This is a genomic window from Candidatus Binatus sp., from assembly GCF_030646925.1.
Lineage (GTDB): Bacteria > Desulfobacterota > Binatia > Binatales > Binataceae > Binatus.
In genome coordinates, this window is sequence record NZ_JAUSKL010000076.1 from 1 (window position 1) to 16,003 (window position 16,003).

Here is a 16,003-nt window from a genome sequence, read left to right on the forward strand (position 1 = left end):
GCGCTCGCCGTCATCGACAATTTTATCAAGCCGCTCGCGATGCGCCATGGCACCGGACTGCCGACGCTCGCGCTGTTTCTCGGAATTCTCGGCGGACTCGAAGTTTACGGCCCGCTCGGACTGTTCGCGGGGCCCGCAATAATGGCGGTGTTCGCGGCGCTGGTGCGCGTATATCAGAAGTCGTATTCAGGCAGCCGAAGCGAGATGGTGTGAGCGCCCGCGACTTTCGCAGGCGAAGATATCTCGACGCGGATGGTCGCGCTGTAGAAAGTTCAGGGGCGCCTTTCTCCTGCAATCCAGCCGGCGGTTTAGGAGAAGAGATCTTTTGACTCCGGCAGCCTCCGCTCAAGATTGTATGGACTTGGGAGATAGGTAACGGAACGTGCGGGGAGATAGGTAACACATTTTAGATTATTGATGAGCAGGTAGATCGAGGTCGATGACGGCGACCACCTGCTGGGGTTAGGTGTTACCCATGTCCTCGCACACCCGTTACCCATCTCTCGCGCACATACAAAGATCACAGAGTGGGGCGAGGACGACGCTCCGTGTCATCCCGCGTGAGCGAAGCGAAGGAAATACGCGATCTCCGCCGGGCAAAATACTCTTCTTCGCCGACCTTTCGCTTTCGCCGACGGTCCGCAGTGACTAGATTATTAGCTGGGTCTATGTCCGCGATCATTTTCGGAGAATTTGGAGAGAGAGATTTAAACGCCCTCAAACTCGAGACGCGACGAAAACGTCATATCCCAAATAGTCTCAGAGAAGAAATGGCTCCTGAGCAGTTGAAGGCGGTCATAGCCCTAGATCGGAGCCTTTGCCCTGGAGCCGAGCTTAGAAGCATTACTGCCAAGTACAATTGCATGGGAATGGCCTTCGCTTCGCGTCGCACGAATATTGATATTCGCGATATCGACCTGATTTTTCAGGACGACGAATACGCCCGACTCAACAGCGAGGCCGATGCGGAAGTTGGAGACATTGTCGTGTACCATGGTCCCAACGACAAACGCTCACATGTCGGTGTCATTGTCGAGCTAAAGCAAGGACTGGTTGACCGAGGCGGACGACATAGGCTTTTAAAGGTATTGAGCAAATGGGGCGGACACGGAGAGTACGCTCACATGCTCGATCAGATTCCGCCGGACTACGGACGGCCGGCAGAGTTCTGGACGGACAGGAGGCTTCTTTGAATTTCTGGCAATGTATCCACGAAATCGAGAGTCCGAGGTTCTCGGCCCGCCTCAATTTAGCAAGCGACGCGAGGACGTTCTTCAGCATCGCTGAACGGCAGGAAGCAGTTCAAGAATGTTGGCGGGAGATGTCCGATGAGAGTCGGTACACGACAGTGCTAAGTCGCCTGCTGGACCTGTCACAGCAGAAAACCGACCTTAGATACGAGAATCCGAGCGACGTAGCCGTCGCTATCTACTTGTGGCTTTTGGCAGCGAAGAAAAAAGCTCTGGCGAGAGTTGGAGCACAGACGGTGTGGGAACTTCCACGTTATTGGTGGGCGAAAGGGATGGCTCGCCAGATTTTATTCGGAGGAGAGAGCCAAGCTGGCTCTACAGCAGGGCAAGTGACGACTGGGGACGCCTACGTCAGTGCCCGGAATGATGCCCCGGAGAGGCTGTTTCCTTTGACCTCAATTTTGGGTGGTCCGTTGTTCACAGAGCAGCCGGGATCATTGCACTCAGACGCGAGGGCGGATTCCTCCGGTACACAGCTTTTCTCTACGCACTCCGACTCGGTCACAATATGATTCGTCACGTCTGGAGCGTGCTTTGCGCGCGTAGCATTATCGACAACGAGTCGAACAACATAAGTCTGCTCGAAGTTCTAGAGCAACTTGCTGTCACCGCTCCTCCGGGCCAAGCTGCCCTTTCGCAGACCGACAAAATTTCTGTCCCTTTGAACTCAGAACTCGTAACGCTTTGGACTCGGTCGGGCGACGTGCCTGAACAGAGTAGGGCGCGTATACGCATCGTCAATGCCGGTGGTGATGAACTGCATGTCTCGGAAATCGCGGTGGATCTCACAAAGCATGCACGGCTGCGGAGCCGCGCGCGGCTCAATGGTCTCGCCATCCGCGGTCCCGGCGTGCACGAGTTCCGCGTTTCACTCGAAGAGCAGGGTCGTTGGGAAGAAGTGGCAAGGATCCCTCTTCAAATCATTTTCGGACCGCCTCCCACGAGCCCTTAGTTATCATTTCCGCATCGCTGCCGCCTGTATGCGCGCCGTTGGACTCTGATCAAGTCGCCAGCCGGAAAGGGTCCGATGATGGGTTTATCATCGGGGCTGCGCCGAATAGAGCAAAGGTCGCGCGCAGCATTTTCCCAGATCATTTTTTCTACGAGCGCGCATCCGATCGCGACGGGAAGTTCCCTTCGACCGAACCTTCAGGGTAACTCCACCTGCGTGAGGTTTTCTGCGCTGTAACGTAATTCGCTTATTGGCGGTGTTCGCGGCGCTGGTGCGCGTATATCAGAAGTCGTATTCAGCCAGCCGAAGCGAGATGGTGTGAGCGCAGCGTAAGAATCGCCGCTCTCTTTTTCCAGTCTTTCTTTTCCGTCAGCCCGAGCGAAGGCGACCAGAGGGCCTTAGCCGCGGGCGTAGGGATCGTCCAGCACGAAGCGCCAGGCGCCGTCGGGCTGACGACGCACAACCTCCAACGCGTGATGCTTGATTGAGACGGGCGAGCCATCCGTGGACTTTCCGAGCATGCTCCAATCGTTGTAGAGCACCGCGAGGTCATCGCCGGCTGGAACGACTCGCACTACGTTCATCGTGACTTTCGATTCCGACAATGCGGCAAACAGTCCTTGCAGCGTCTCGCGGATAGCCGCGGTTCCTTGAACGGCTATGCCGTCTTCGTTCACGAGACTTGCTTGCGGTTCGTAGAGCGCGATCAGTTGGTCGAGGTCGCGAGTATTGGCGTAGGCGCCGAAGAGCTCATCGCACTGTTCGGGAGTTTGCGCTGGCATAAGTTTAGGCCTCCAGGTTCTTTGGCACTCATCCATTCCGGGTGCGCACGTTGCGAAACGGCGTGGAACTCTTGACTAAGCTCAGGGCTAGTGAACCGGTCCCGTTGCACCTTTTGCCTGCTTGGTTACGGTGAAGGGAAACTTGAGGTTGCCACTCGAATTCCACAAGCCCCAGTGCGCTCCCCACGAGTCTTGCACGCTGAGCCAGGGCTGATCGAGTGCTATAAACACAAAAGTGGAGCCGAGCTTATTCGCGTTCGCGAAGATCGCCTTAGTAAAGGTGGCCTCATTGGCGACGCTCGGGACCGACGAGCCATTGGTGGCGCCCGCACTGGGCCATCCGGTCTCACCGATTATAACCTGCTTGCCGTTGAACAGCTTGTTGAACATGGCATAAGCGCCGATCAGGTTTGCTATCGCGCCACCGATCGGCACCTTCCCATAAAAGGGGTAGATGTTGATCATCATCGAGTCAACGTGGGGCTTCAGTTGAGCGCCGTAGGACACGGCGGCCTGATAGCCGAGCGAGGTAGTGACCTGCACGTTGCCCTTGTTTTTAAGCCTGGTGCGGACATACTGCAAATCGGCGATTAGCTGGGCTACGGAAATCGGCTTCGAATTGACATCCGTGTCGAGGCATTCGTTACCGACCACAACGGCAATTACGGTCTGCGGGTAGTTGTTGGCAAGGCTAATCGCCGTATCGAGATAGGTAGTGTCGGCGGAGCTGTTGTAGTCGCTGTTCTCGAAGATGCCCTGGTAGATTTTGAGCTTCGGGAAATGGGTCTTGGCCAGAGGAACCACCTGGTCGAGGCGCGAATCCGCATCGTCGCCATAGGTCTTAATATAGGTGAACTTCTCGGAAATGATCCCCAGGTCCGAGAGGAACTGGCTATCAGTGATAGGAGTGCCCGGGTGCTGGCCGCTCTCATGAAACGGTCCGTAGTTGATTCCGAGGTACGGTCCCGCGAATGCGGAGCCCGAGGTCAAGAGGAGCATTAAGCCGGCTAACAGGCCAGGGACCGAGCGCATCTTTACAGTAATCCTCAATTGAGCGTCTCCTTCCGCGGCAGGTTCTTACTTCTCGCCGACAATTACTCATTGAATATTCAATATTCCCTGTGTGTGAAGAAAATTTGCTCAGAAGGACTAAGTAAGTAGTCTCCAGAAAATCGCCTTCCGATTCGCCTGGATCAATCGGAAGCTATCTACGAAGCAGCGGCGGCGGCCGCTTCGATTTCGCGACGACGACGGCCGGGACCGGTTTCAGGCAGCAGGTACATCGCGCCGATCGGCAGGAACTGCAACACCAGAAATCCCAGCATCACGGCTCGCAGTCCGATTGCCGCGGCGATCGCGCCGCCGAGGAATGGCGCGACGAACGCGCCCGCGTAGCCGACCGACCATACGAAGGCGAGACCGGTGCCCATGCGGGCGGGCGTCATGCCCGGCAGTTCCATCAGCATCGTGACGATCGCGGCGAGCGATCCCGCGGCGCCGATTCCGACCAGCACCAGCGACAGGCGAATCATGATCGGTTCCTTGATCAGGATTGCGCCGGCGCATCCGACCAGTGTGAAAATCGCAACCGGCCATAAGAATGGTTTGCGCAGTCCCGTCATGCCGGTGCCGAGACCGCCGCCGACCGAGGCGAAGATTCCGGTGAGCGGCAGCACCGCCGTCATCGAAGAGGCATCGGAGAGGTTCATGCCGCGGACGACGTGAAAATACTGAGGGAGAAACGCGGTATATAGCTGGAAGACCCACATGCCGCCGAAGAGGCCAATCGCGATCAGGCGCACGTCGCGCATCCGGATCACTTCGCCGAGATTTGAGCGGCTCTCTTCCTGGCCCGGCGCCGGATCGACGGCCGCGATCGCGTGACGCTCGCGCCCGAGTATCGTCCACGCCAGTGCGACGACGGCAACCGCGATTCCGTATCTGAGCACGACCCGTTGCCACGATGATCCGAGCGCCAGGTAGAGCGGCGCAGTGATCGAGAACACCGCGGTCATGCCGATATACGAGCAGAGCGCGTTGATCATGTTGATGTAGGGCCACTCACCCTCGCCGAACCATTGCATCGTGAGCGTGCCGGGGGGAGCAATCATCACGCCGAAACCGACGCCCTCGATCACGCGGCACGCGAGCAACGGGCCGAACGAAGTGCAGAAGCCGCTGAGGATCTGCCCGATCGCGAGCAGCCAGATGCCGACGAGAAACGCGCGCAGTGCGCCGAGGCGTTCGGAAATCAGCGCGCCCAGCAGCGAGAAGATCGAGATGCATAGCGCGATGATCGAGATGATCAGCCCGGCGGTGCCTAGCGAGATGTGAAGATCCTGGATGATCGGCTCGAGAATCGGCGCGGGCGCGAGCCAGGTAACGACCTGGCCGAGGAGGGCTAGAAAAATGAGGACCTCGATCACCCATCGGTACGGCGACAACGTGCTTCGATCCATCGGCATCTGCGGCTCCTTATGGCGATCCCGATATAATCAGCGGCGCGGGGAAATTGCTACAGGAGAATGCGGATCGTGCGATGGCATTGCGCACGCGCGCGCGGAGTGCGCGCGCGTGCGAATCACCCTCACCAGCCTCGTCGCGTTCCGCAACTTCGGCTCCCTCTCCCGTAACATAACGGGCGAGGGAAAGAGCGGCAGCCTCCGCGCAGGATGACGGAGGTGGCGCAGATGTTCCGTGTCGTCCCGAGTGAGCCTTGCGACGAGGGAACCCGGATCCGGGATTTCTCACTGCGTTCGAAATGACACGGGGGGTGAGGCGCCTGCGCTGACACTCAGATCAGAGACGTTGCTCGCCGCTGGCCCATCGCAGGTAGAAGAACATCCCCGCGCAGTACACGGCGGCGATCAGATAGAAGACAGCGCTGAAGGATTTGGTGGCCTGCACGATCAGGCCGGTCGCGGCGACGCCGATGATTCCCGGGATGGTCGCGACGGTGTTCGAGATCCCCATCAGGATGCCGGCATAGGTCGGCGCGACGTCGAGGTGATTGACGCCGAACGCGGCGGAGCTGATACCGTTGGCGGAGGCGGCCACGGTGAGCAATGCGACGGCGGTGGCGGGTGACCACGCGAATGGCACGAGGCATAGCGGGATCGCGCCGATCGCGAAGGCGGCGGCCTGCATCGACTTGCGCACACTGCCGACTTCGACGCCGCGAGCAATCAGCAGATCGGAGAGCCAGCCGGCGGCGCTGACCGTGAAGAAGGTCGCGATCCATGGAATGATCGAATAGACGCCGACGCGCGCCAGCGGTACGTGAAAGGTGTGATTCAGATAAGTCGGCATCCAGAGCAGCAGGATGTTGTAGCCGAAGTTGCTGCAGAAGTGCGCGACGACGATCGCCCACACGGCTTTCTCGCGCGCGATTGCGGCCCACGGCACGTTGATCGCGAGCGGCTCGGCGGTGCGCGACGAGGTGATCAGCTCGAGTTCATCGGGGGAGATGCGCTTCGAGTTCTCCGGGCGATCCGACGCGAATATCATCCAGAACGCGACCCACACGCCGCCGAGTGCGCCCGAGATGTAGAACAGCGCGGGCCATCCGAGCCATCCGATGATGAGCGGACTCGCGCTCAGCGCGAGCACGGTGCCGACGTACATCCCGCTGTAGTTGAATGAGAGGGCGCGGGCGCGCTCGGCTGGCAGCGTCCAGCGCGAAGTCAGGCTGTGAATCGAGGGGAAATTGACGCCTTCGCCGAGACCGAGGAGCACTCGCGCCGCGAGCAGAGCTGGAAACGTCGCGGCGGCGGCGATTGGGGTGACAAACGTCGCAAGCGACCAGATCGCGACGCCGGCGGCGAGCACGCGATGCCCGCCGAATCGATCCGCCATCCATCCGCCGAGCAGTTGCGTCCATATGTAGCCCCAGAACACGGCGGAGAGCACGAGTCCTTTGGCGGCGGAATCGTAACCGAACTCGCGCGCGAGCGGGATTATCGCAACCGAGATGCTGATGCGATCGATGTAACAGAGCGCCGTGCCGAGAAAAAATAATCCGACGACGGTATAGCGCTGCGGCCATCCGATGCTGCGAACCGCGGCGACGCGCGCGATTGAAGGCTGAGCCATGATTGCAGAGAAGCTTTATCTGCGTTGGGGATCAATCGCCAGCGGTCGCGGAGGCCACTGCGTCGGTTCACCGCGATTTTCTGCTCGCGACGACTGCACCCTCACCCGCCGAATCCTCACTCTGTTCGGCTTCGGCGACCTCTCCCGCAGCCAAGCGGGCGAGGTATCAGAAAAGGGGCGAGGGAAAGAAAAAAAAGGCACGGAATTTTGTTCCGTGCCTTCGACAATCCAGATGCGAAAGTTGCTGACCGCTAACGCCCGACCGCGTGACGAACGGTGTTCAGGATGTAAATGAAATCGCGCGGCGAGCGGACGTCGCCGAGCAGCGCGACCCGCGACAACATCTCCATCTCGTCGTTGGAGATATTGTGGATGCGCCGCAGTTGCTCGTTGTTGTGGAATTCCTGCCACGCGGAATTGGGCGCGCTATCGGCCTCGGGCGTGAGCAGAGCCTGCGCGCGCGGATTCGCGAGAAAAAACAAATCGCGGCGGTCGAGTCCCAGCACCTCGGCGAACCGGGTGACGATCTTGTCAGACGGATGCCGCTTGCCCGATTCGAGGTGCCCGACGTAGGGCGTTGAAGTTTTGATTCGCTTGGCGACCTCTTCCTGAGTGAGGTCGAGTTGCCGCCTGCGATCGCGAATGACCTGTCCGAAATCCCTGTCCTTGCGTGCCATCAATGCACTCCCCTTATTTAGAAACTTCGCTCTGGGCCAGCCACATGCCCGCTTCCTACCAAACAGATGTTATTCGACACTTACAGTAAGTATCAGCAAAGCGTCACAAAGGCAAACGCAAAATCACGCAACGCTTCACGCATCGCCGTATGTCATCGCGCGCCGCATCCTACAGTGTGTATAGACTTTTCGCCATCAAAAAAATTCAACCGGCCGAGGGACGTTCCGCGGCGCCAATTTGTTTCACCGATGCTACTACGGCTAGTTTCCGTAGGGGTTACGGCCGTGGTTCAGGTAGATCGAAAATTCGGCCGCGCCTTCGAGGCGGCGCGGGACGCTCCTGAACTTCGCGGTATCGCCATGTTTGAGGGAACTGATCGCGACGTTATCCCGCGCAATCGAATGGCCGCTGCGATCGAAGTAGCGCACCTCGACGTCGATTGCGCCGATATCCTCGCCGGTGTTGCGCAACTCGCCCTCGACCAATATCCGGTCGCCGCTGCGCACCATCCGGCTCTGCTCGACCTTCACCGGTTCCACGCCGAGGAGCGAATAAAACACGTATCCGGCGAAAACGAGCGCGCTGAGGAGGACGAGGAGCGCGCCTTTACGCATCGCGAGGCGAAAGCGCCGTCAGTACGAGCGCGGCAATCCGAGGACGTGCTCGGAAATCGAGTTCAGCACCATCTCCTGTGACACCGGCGCGATCTTCATCAGGCGGCATTCGCGGAAATAGCGCTCGACGTCGTAGTCGCGGATATAGCCGTAGCCGCCGAGCGTCTGCACCGCGCGATCGCAGGCCTCGAAGCCGGCGTCGGCGGCGCGCAACTTCGCGGTGTTGGCCTCGGGGCCGCACGGTTTTCGACTGTCGAACAGCCATGCCGCTTTGAGCATCATGAGATCGGCGGCCTCGAGCTTCGAGTACGAATCGGCGAGCGGATGCGCGATCGCCTGGTTTTGTCCGATCGGACGGCCGAACACGACGCGCTCTTTCGCATACTTGACGGCCTTGGCGATCGCGGCGCGTCCGATTCCGATTGCTTCGGCGGCGACGAGGATGCGCTCCGGATTGAGACCGTCGAGCAGGCAGTGAAAGCCGCGTCCTTCGCCGCCGATCAGATCTGAAGCCGACGCTTTCAGGTTGTCGATGAACACCATGTTGGTATCGACCGCGGCGCGCCCGAGTTTTTCGAGTTCGCGAACTTCGACCGCGGCCGGGTCGAGATCGGCAAAGAAGAGGCTCATGCCGTCGGTCTTTTTCTTGACCTGCTCGAAGGGCGTGGTGCGCGTGAGCAGGAGCATCTTAGTGGCCTCGCGCGCCTTGGTGGTGAATACCTTGCGGCCATTGATCACGTAATCATCGCCCACGCGCCGCGCCGCGGTCTTGATATGGGTGATGTCATTGCCGGCATCGGGCTCCGTCACCGCAAAGGCGACGTGCATCTCACCGCTGATCACTTTTGGGAGGTAGCGGTGCTTCTGCTCCTCGGTGCCGTGAAAGACTAGCGGACTGACGCCGAAGATCGAGAGATGGATCGAGCTCGCCGCCGCCATCGCGCCGCCCGACGCTGCGACTTCGCGCATCACGAGGGCTGCTTCGGTGATTCCGAGGCCGCTGCCGCCGTATTGCTCGGGAATCGCGACGCCGAGGTATCCAGCCTTGGCGACGGCGTTGAAAAACTCGTGGGGGAACTCGGCGCGGCGATCGTGGTCGCGCCAGTATTCGTCGGGAAAATCCGCGCATAGCGCTCGGACCTGACGAACAATCTCTTCCTGCGACGGCGTCAAATCAAAATCCATGGTGTGATTCCTCTGAAGGTTAAGTGCACAGCGCTGCGATCGTGGTTATAGCCGCTCCGGCTTGTGCATACGAGCGATCGAGCACGCCGAGTGAGTGATAGGTGAGTGATTAACGAAAAGGCAGATGCGTCTCATACAGGCGTCAGGGTTTCTTTGCAAAATGGAATCAATCACGGTCCGACTCAAAGATCGCGGACGATAGACAACTATTACGCCGGTATGAATCTTGAAACCACGCCATCCGGTTCTATTCCACAGCCCGCTAGGTGCGGGCTCAAGAAGCCGCGTTTCGAAACAGCTCAAACCTGGAGGAGGAGAGAGTGAACAGACGGAGAACGGCCCGGGCCGCGACCAGGACTAGCCTTATCGCCGGCGTCGCACTGATTTCGATGCTGTGTAACGCCAGCGCCTGGGCAGAAACCACGAAGAAGCATAAGCGGACCAGCGTCACTACAACCACGTCAACAGTCGTCGCGAGCACGTCCGAGCAGCAGCGCCTCAACGCGCTGGCCGGCCAGATGACCAACCTGCAAAAGCAGAGCGACGACACGGTCAGCGAGGTGAAAAAGATCGAGCAGGCGATCACGGTGGCGCCGCCGGCGCAGGCTGATGCGAAGCCGCAGACGGTCGGCGAGCACGTCGGCGTGCTGGAAAAGAGCTTCGGCGATCTCAAAACCGATCTGGCGAACAATCTGGGGATCCACGTTCACGGCCTGGTCGACGCGGGCTACGAACACAACTTCAACCAGCCCAATCACAACACCAACGTGATTCGCGTCTTCGACCAAGACGGATTCCAGCTCACGCAGGGTAATATTCACATCGATCGGACCGTTGAGGGAGGAGTGGGCTTCGTCACTGATCTGAATTTCGGGCAAGTTGCCAACACGTTGTCATTCGCCACTCGTTACTCGAACGCTTTTCCCGTCGGTAACCAATGGTTTGATCCGACGCAGTTGTATCTGACCTACACGGCGCCAATTGGATCAGGCATCAACTTTTCGGCCGGACGCTTCGTCACGCTGCTCGGAGCGGAAACGATCAATACGTACAACAATCTGAATTTCAACGAGTCGAAGGGCATCATTTTCGGTTTCGGGATCCCCTTCACGCACACCGGAGTTCGGGGCGCATACACGTTCAACGATTACGTTTCCTTCATCGGCGGTGTGAACAACGGATGGGACGATCCCGCCGCATTCAACAATGGAGGACCTAACTACGAGGGCGAGTTGGCGCTCAATAACAAGGAGAAAACGGTCAGTCTTCTGATCAACGGTATCTGGGGACCAAACCTGGTCGGCAAGTCCAACTCCAATCTGGGCGCTATCGACCCGGTCGCGACCTGGAAACCGTGGTTCCTCCCCAAGCTGACGCTGCAATCTGAGTACGTGTACGGGACGCAGAGCGGACCGGTCATCAATGGGCATAGCGGAAGCTGGACGGGCGTGTCGGGCTATGTCGTGTATGATTGGACCGATCAGTTCGAGACAGCCACACGCGGTGAAATGTTCCAGGACAAGGACGGGTCGCGCACCGGCACTGCCCAGACGCTGTGGGAAGTAACCCAGACTCTTAGCTACAAGATACCGCAAGTGACGGGACTTCTGGGACGGTTGGAATATCGTCACGACAACTCCAGCCAGAACGTATTCACTAACAATAACTTCGTCGACCCGGTGACCGGCGTACAACATTTGTGGCGCGGACAGGACACGGTGAGCGCTAACATGATCTACGCCTTCTAATCGGGAGAGGAGTTTAACTCGCGCAGCGATGCGCGCTTAGCCGGCGGGTCCACGGGGGCCCGCCTTTTTTGATGCGCTTGGGATCGGTGGGGAGCCCACGGCCAAAGCCGTCATCAAGATTGACCGTAGCGGGCCGGGCATCCATTTTGCTGTGATCAAAGCGCTCGGCTGATAGCCTAAGCATTGAGAAAAAATACAAGGCTAACAGGGTGAAATCCGACGGGCGACGCGATCGCGCGCCGGATGTGCTGTTCACTGGCGCGTCAGATGCTTATTTCATGAGCATTGCGTTTGGATGGGTTTCGTGACAAAAAACGGTGTCGGCTGCGATGTTTCGATTGCTGCGCGAGGCTTGCCGGCCGCTGTCGGGATCGATTCCAAAATCTGCCAATTGTCGGCCGAGGCGAATTTCGCGGCTTGAATTTCATTCAATCCACAATCATGGGACCGCCGCCCCATTCAAGCGGCGAGGAGGGATACGCGTTCGATGACGCCTAAACAAGTTCTCCAAATGATCAAGGACAAGGGCGTAGTGATGGTCGATATTAAATTCATCGACCTGCTTGGCACCTGGCAGCACTTCTCTGCGCCGGTCTCCGAGTTCAAGGACGAAGCGCCCTTTGAAGAAGGGCTCGGCTTTGACGGTTCCTCGATTCGCGGATGGCAGGCAATCGATGCCAGCGACATGCTGGTGGTGCCGGATCCGGATACGGCGGTGATGGATCCTTTCATGAAGGATCCGACGCTGTCGCTGATCGCGAACATCTCGGATCCGATCACCCGCGCCGACTACTCGCGCGATCCGCGCAACATCTCGAAGAAGGCCGAGGCTTACCTGAAGTCCACGGGTGTCGGTGATGCTAGTTTCTTCGGACCCGAGCCGGAGTTCTTCATCTTCGACGGACTACGCTACGACACGACGCAGAACTCGAGCTACTACTATATCGAATCGAACGAAGGTAACTGGAATAGCGGCCGTGAAACCAATGTCAAAGGCGGGCTGAATAGCGGCTACAAGGTCAAGAATAAGGAAGGTTACTTTCCAGTACCGCCGGTCGATACGCTGCAGGACATCCGCACCGAGATGGTGCTCGAGATGGAACGAGTCGGCATCCGTGTCGAGAAGCAGCATCACGAGGTAGCGACCGCGGGTCAGGCGGAAATCGACATGCGCTTCCAGACGCTCACCAAGATGGCGGACTGGCTGACGTGGTACAAGTACATCGTGAAGAACGTCGCGGCGCGCCACGGGATGACGGCGACGTTCATGCCCAAGCCTATTTTCGGCGATAACGGCACCGGGATGCATACTCATCAGAGCCTCTGGAAGGGCGATACGCCGCTCTTTGCCGGCAATGGCTACGCGGGGATGTCGGAAATGGCGATGCACTACATCGCGGGCATCCTGCATCACGCGCCTTCGCTGGCTGCCTTCACCAATCCGGGGACCAATTCGTATCGCCGGCTAGTGCCGGGCTTCGAGGCGCCGATCAACCTCGCATACTCATCGCGGAACCGGTCGGCATCGGTGCGAATCCCGATGTACTCGCCGTCGCCCAAGGCCAAGCGAATCGAGGTGCGGTTCCCCGATCCTACCGCTAATCCCTACCTCGCATTCTCCGCGATGCTGATGGCGGGGCTCGACGGAATCCAGCGCCGGCTCGACCCGGGCCAGCCACTCGACAAGGACATCTATGCGCTCACGCCGGCCGAGCTGGCGGAAGTGCCCAGCATGCCGGCGTCGCTCGAGGAATCGCTCGGCAACCTGAAGCGGGATCACGAGTTCCTGTTGAAGGGTGATGTATTCACCGAGGACCTGATCGAGACGTGGATTGACTACAAAATGGCGAAGGAAGTGAGCGCGATTCGGCTCCGCCCGCATCCGTACGAATTCCACCTGTACTACGACGCGTAAGCGACGCGGTTAGCTGCTAATTACTTATTAACACAAAGGCGCTCCGTCATCCGGCGGGGCGCCTTTCTTTTTGCTTACTGTTCGCAGGCTGCTTCTGGACTTAGCCCTCGCGAGTTCTCGCTACTCAGGTGGTCGGTGTTGCGGTTGGAGTTCTAGTCGCGGTTCTGGTAGCCGTTCTTGTTGCGGTTCTGGTTGCAGTCTTAGTCTGGGTCGGAGTTTTGGTTGCGGTCTTAGATACCGTCGTGGTGGCGGTCGGTGTTCGGGTTGCGGTCTTGGTAGAAGTCTTCGTCGCGGTCAGCGTCGAAGTCGGAGTTCGCGAGGCTGTCCGGGTCGCCGTTCTCGTAGCAGTTCTGGTCGCGGTCGAGGTGGGAGTCCGCGTAGCCGTCCTGGTGGCGGTCCTCGTCGAAGTCTTAGTCGCGGTTCGAGTTGCGGTCTTGGTCCCGGTTCTCGTTGCGGTCGAGGTAGGAGTTCGCGTTGCCGTACGAGTTGCAGTTCTGGTCGCTGTCCGAGTTGGGGTTCGGGTAGCTGTCGGAGTCCGGGTGGCCGTCCTGGATAACGTAGCAGTAGGTGTGCGACTCGCAGTTCGAGTCGCAGTACGGGTCGCGGTTCTGGTGGCGGTTCTCGTCGAAGTCCTGCTGGCCGTCTTGGTTGCAGTCTTGGTCGGCGTTCTCGTGGCGGTCCTAGTTGCGGTCTTGGTGGCGGTCCTGGTCGGGGTCCGAGTTGCCGTGCGGGTTGCGGTCTTGGTCGGGGTCCGGGTAGCCGTCCGAGTCGCGGTGCGGGTTGCCGTCCTGGTCGGCGTTCTGGTTGCAGTCTTGGTGGCGGTCCTGGTCGGAGTCCGGGTGGCCGTCCGAGTTGCGGTGCGGGTTGCAGTCCTGGTTACCGTCGCCGTAGCAGTCGGAGTCCGCGTGGCAGTCGCGCTTTTCGTGGAGGCGGCTACCGCGTTCCGCGCATCGACGATTCCTGCCCCGGAATTGACATCGACACCCGTACCCTCGTTGTCGAGCGCGGTGGAACTCAAAATACTCTTGACCTGTGTGGGCGTGAGGGTTGACGCACGTGAGAGCATCAGCGCCGCGATTGCGGCGGCATGTGGCGCCGCCGCCGAGGTGCCAAAGAACGGGGCGAACCCGGGAGTCGCGGTCGTAACCCCGTCGGCAGCCGTGATGTCAGGTTTAGGCAAAAGCAGGCCACCGCTCGCAAGAAAATTCCCCGGAGTGATCGCCGTCCCGTCGGGGTTATAGAAAATCCTGCGCGGGCCATCGGAGCTGAAGTCCTCTACCGGGTTGGTCGCACCGCCAACGAAAGGCGCACACGAAGGACACCCTGTCGTAGCCACATCCACCGCGGCGACGCCGAGTGTGTTTTTGCCCGCGGAATGGCCACCGGTGTTGCCATTGGTGTTGAACTGAATCTGGCCACGCAAGGTATCCAGGTGAAGGAATCGGGGCGAACCCTGAAAAAGCACTATCGCGAGACGAAAGCCCGTTGCATTCCCACTGAAACCCAGTTGCTCGATAGGATCCTGGGTTCCGTTTTGAGAGTTGGTGCTCGACAGGACCACGCTTGTTCCGGCAGGGTTAAGCAAGAAAAGATCGTAGTCGTTGCTCGAGCCACCAAATAGGTCAGACCATTGTAAGACCACGGCTCCGAAGGGGGGATTTTTGGTGATGGGATTGGTGTTCTGTCCTCCGCCGAAATCGAGTGCCGATTTGTATACGGCGGAATCGAAAGGCGCCGGCAAGGTAGTGGCAACGTAGTTGCCTTCCCAGGTGCCTGACGTCCCCTTCTTCTTGCTACCGCCGTTGCCTGAGGAAGAGAAGTAAATTGTTCCGTTTGCGACCGCTGCGCTGATCGCTTGAGCGATGATGCCGTCCTGAAAAACCGGCTCAGCGAAGTAAAATACATCGTCCACAATCACCTTCGCTCCGGCCGTCTGGAGCGATGTGATGTTAGTCGCAAAGGCCGCTTGGCCTCCATTGGCAGTGGCAAATGCCAGATTCGCACCGGGTGCAAGATCAAAGACGATCTCCAGCATCGCGCTGCCCTCTGATCCGCTGCCAGCTTTTCCCGGCAGAACCTGCAAGCACGGCGGACCAGCCGGGCAGTTAGGCGGCAGATCCCCGGTAGCCTGTACTGTGCTCAACGGGTCCACTCCGTCAGACAGGACTCCAACCTTGATCCCCGAACCGTTAATGCTGAAGGTCGACCGGGCGGTGTTGGCGCGATGAGTGATGTCGCCTTCGCTGGTGTCGTCCTTATTAGTGCCAAATTCCTCGGCGGGCTTGATGAACTTGACGTCCGGCATCGCGGCCATATCTTCCAGTGCGTTGATCGGTATAGAAGCGCGCATCGCGTTGTACTGAGGAAAGCTGTTGATCACGGTCCCGCCAACCGCACTGATTTTGGCCAGTACGGCAGCGGTGACCTTCGCCTTGATGTCGACGATTGTCGTGCCGTCATTTTCGACCTGCACACCAGTTAGCATTTCCGGCACACCAGGCGCGGGCGCGATGCCCTTGTGCTGCCGCGCTGCATCCAAGAGTCTGGAATCAATTTTCCGTTGCGCTGGAGTGCGCGCCTCTTTCGCGGCCATGATCGCCTCAATCTGCGCGATCGCATTTTTGCTGAGGGGTTCGGCTCTTAGCACGGGAGCAGTGATGACAACTACAGCTGCGACTAAAAGCCACAGCCGGGCGGCGCGACAGACGCTTTGATACTTTCCGGAATGGCCGTGGCTCGGATTGCGTGAAAGTTCTACTACTGATTCGGGAGAGGCCATCGGGACTT

The 16,003-nt window shown here is 59.0% G+C and carries 14 protein-coding genes; 6 read left to right on the forward strand and 8 right to left on the reverse strand.

The genetic code is table 11. From position 1 onward, the window contains the following. The 3 genes from Q7S58_RS13285 to Q7S58_RS13295 all read left to right on the forward strand — a co-directional run. The coding region (locus Q7S58_RS13285; RefSeq protein ID WP_304826321.1) for an AI-2E family transporter at window positions 1-213 on the forward strand (213 nt) is incomplete at its 5' end. A gap of 455 nt (window positions 214-668) precedes the next feature. Then, a complete protein-coding gene (locus Q7S58_RS13290) occupies window positions 669-1,193 on the forward strand; it encodes a hypothetical protein (protein ID WP_304826324.1) in 525 nt (174 codons plus the stop codon). Between the two features lie 565 nt (window positions 1,194-1,758). Beyond that, a complete protein-coding gene (locus Q7S58_RS13295) occupies window positions 1,759-2,202 on the forward strand; it encodes a hypothetical protein (protein ID WP_304826327.1) in 444 nt (147 codons plus the stop codon). 398 nt (window positions 2,203-2,600) lie between these two features. Here Q7S58_RS13295 and Q7S58_RS13300 read toward each other — a convergent pair whose 3' ends face one another. From Q7S58_RS13300 to Q7S58_RS13330, 7 genes are all read right to left on the reverse strand, one after another. Next, window positions 2,601-2,984, reverse strand: coding sequence for an SgcJ/EcaC family oxidoreductase (locus Q7S58_RS13300; protein ID WP_304826330.1), 384 nt, complete (start codon window positions 2,982-2,984; stop codon window positions 2,601-2,603). 87 nt (window positions 2,985-3,071) lie between these two features. Further along, on the reverse strand, window positions 3,072-4,034 hold the full coding sequence (locus tag Q7S58_RS13305) for a glycosyl hydrolase family 17 protein (RefSeq protein WP_304826333.1): 963 nt from the start codon (window positions 4,032-4,034) through the stop codon (window positions 3,072-3,074). Window positions 4,035-4,192: 158 nt separating this feature from the next. Next, entirely contained in the window at window positions 4,193-5,449 is a 1,257-nt protein-coding gene (locus Q7S58_RS13310) for a CynX/NimT family MFS transporter (RefSeq protein ID WP_304826336.1), read from the reverse strand. A 334-nt stretch (window positions 5,450-5,783) separates the two neighbouring features. Next, on the reverse strand, window positions 5,784-7,076 hold the full coding sequence (locus Q7S58_RS13315) for an ACS family MFS transporter (protein WP_304826339.1): 1,293 nt from the start codon (window positions 7,074-7,076) through the stop codon (window positions 5,784-5,786). Between the two features lie 251 nt (window positions 7,077-7,327). Next, window positions 7,328-7,753 carry a helix-turn-helix domain-containing protein gene (locus tag Q7S58_RS13320; RefSeq protein WP_304826343.1) on the reverse strand — a complete coding sequence of 142 codons (426 nt, stop codon included), beginning with the start codon at window positions 7,751-7,753 and terminating at the stop codon, window positions 7,328-7,330. 261 nt (window positions 7,754-8,014) lie between these two features. Beyond that, window positions 8,015-8,368, reverse strand: a complete 354-nt coding sequence (locus Q7S58_RS13325; protein WP_304826346.1) for an FxLYD domain-containing protein — start codon at window positions 8,366-8,368, stop codon at window positions 8,015-8,017. 18 nt (window positions 8,369-8,386) lie between these two features. Continuing rightward, window positions 8,387-9,553 carry an acyl-CoA dehydrogenase family protein gene (locus tag Q7S58_RS13330; protein ID WP_304826349.1) on the reverse strand — a complete coding sequence of 389 codons (1,167 nt, stop codon included), beginning with the start codon at window positions 9,551-9,553 and terminating at the stop codon, window positions 8,387-8,389. Between the two features lie 320 nt (window positions 9,554-9,873). Between Q7S58_RS13330 and Q7S58_RS13335 the strand changes: the two genes are divergently transcribed. After that, a complete protein-coding gene (locus Q7S58_RS13335) occupies window positions 9,874-11,301 on the forward strand; it encodes an outer membrane beta-barrel protein (RefSeq protein ID WP_304826352.1) in 1,428 nt (475 codons plus the stop codon). 487 nt (window positions 11,302-11,788) lie between these two features. Next, window positions 11,789-13,216, forward strand: a complete 1,428-nt coding sequence (glnA, locus tag Q7S58_RS13340) for a type I glutamate--ammonia ligase (protein ID WP_304826356.1) — start codon at window positions 11,789-11,791, stop codon at window positions 13,214-13,216. Between the two features lie 124 nt (window positions 13,217-13,340). Here glnA and Q7S58_RS22205 read toward each other — a convergent pair whose 3' ends face one another. Next, a complete protein-coding gene (locus tag Q7S58_RS22205) occupies window positions 13,341-15,530 on the reverse strand; it encodes a S8 family serine peptidase (RefSeq protein ID WP_370655517.1) in 2,190 nt (729 codons plus the stop codon). Here Q7S58_RS22205 and Q7S58_RS13350 point away from each other — a divergent pair. Next, entirely contained in the window at window positions 15,441-15,698 is a 258-nt protein-coding gene (locus tag Q7S58_RS13350) for a hypothetical protein (RefSeq protein ID WP_304826363.1), read from the forward strand. The two genes, Q7S58_RS22205 and Q7S58_RS13350, sit on opposite strands and share 90 nt — an antisense overlap. The last annotated feature ends 305 nt before the right edge of the window (window positions 15,699-16,003 follow it).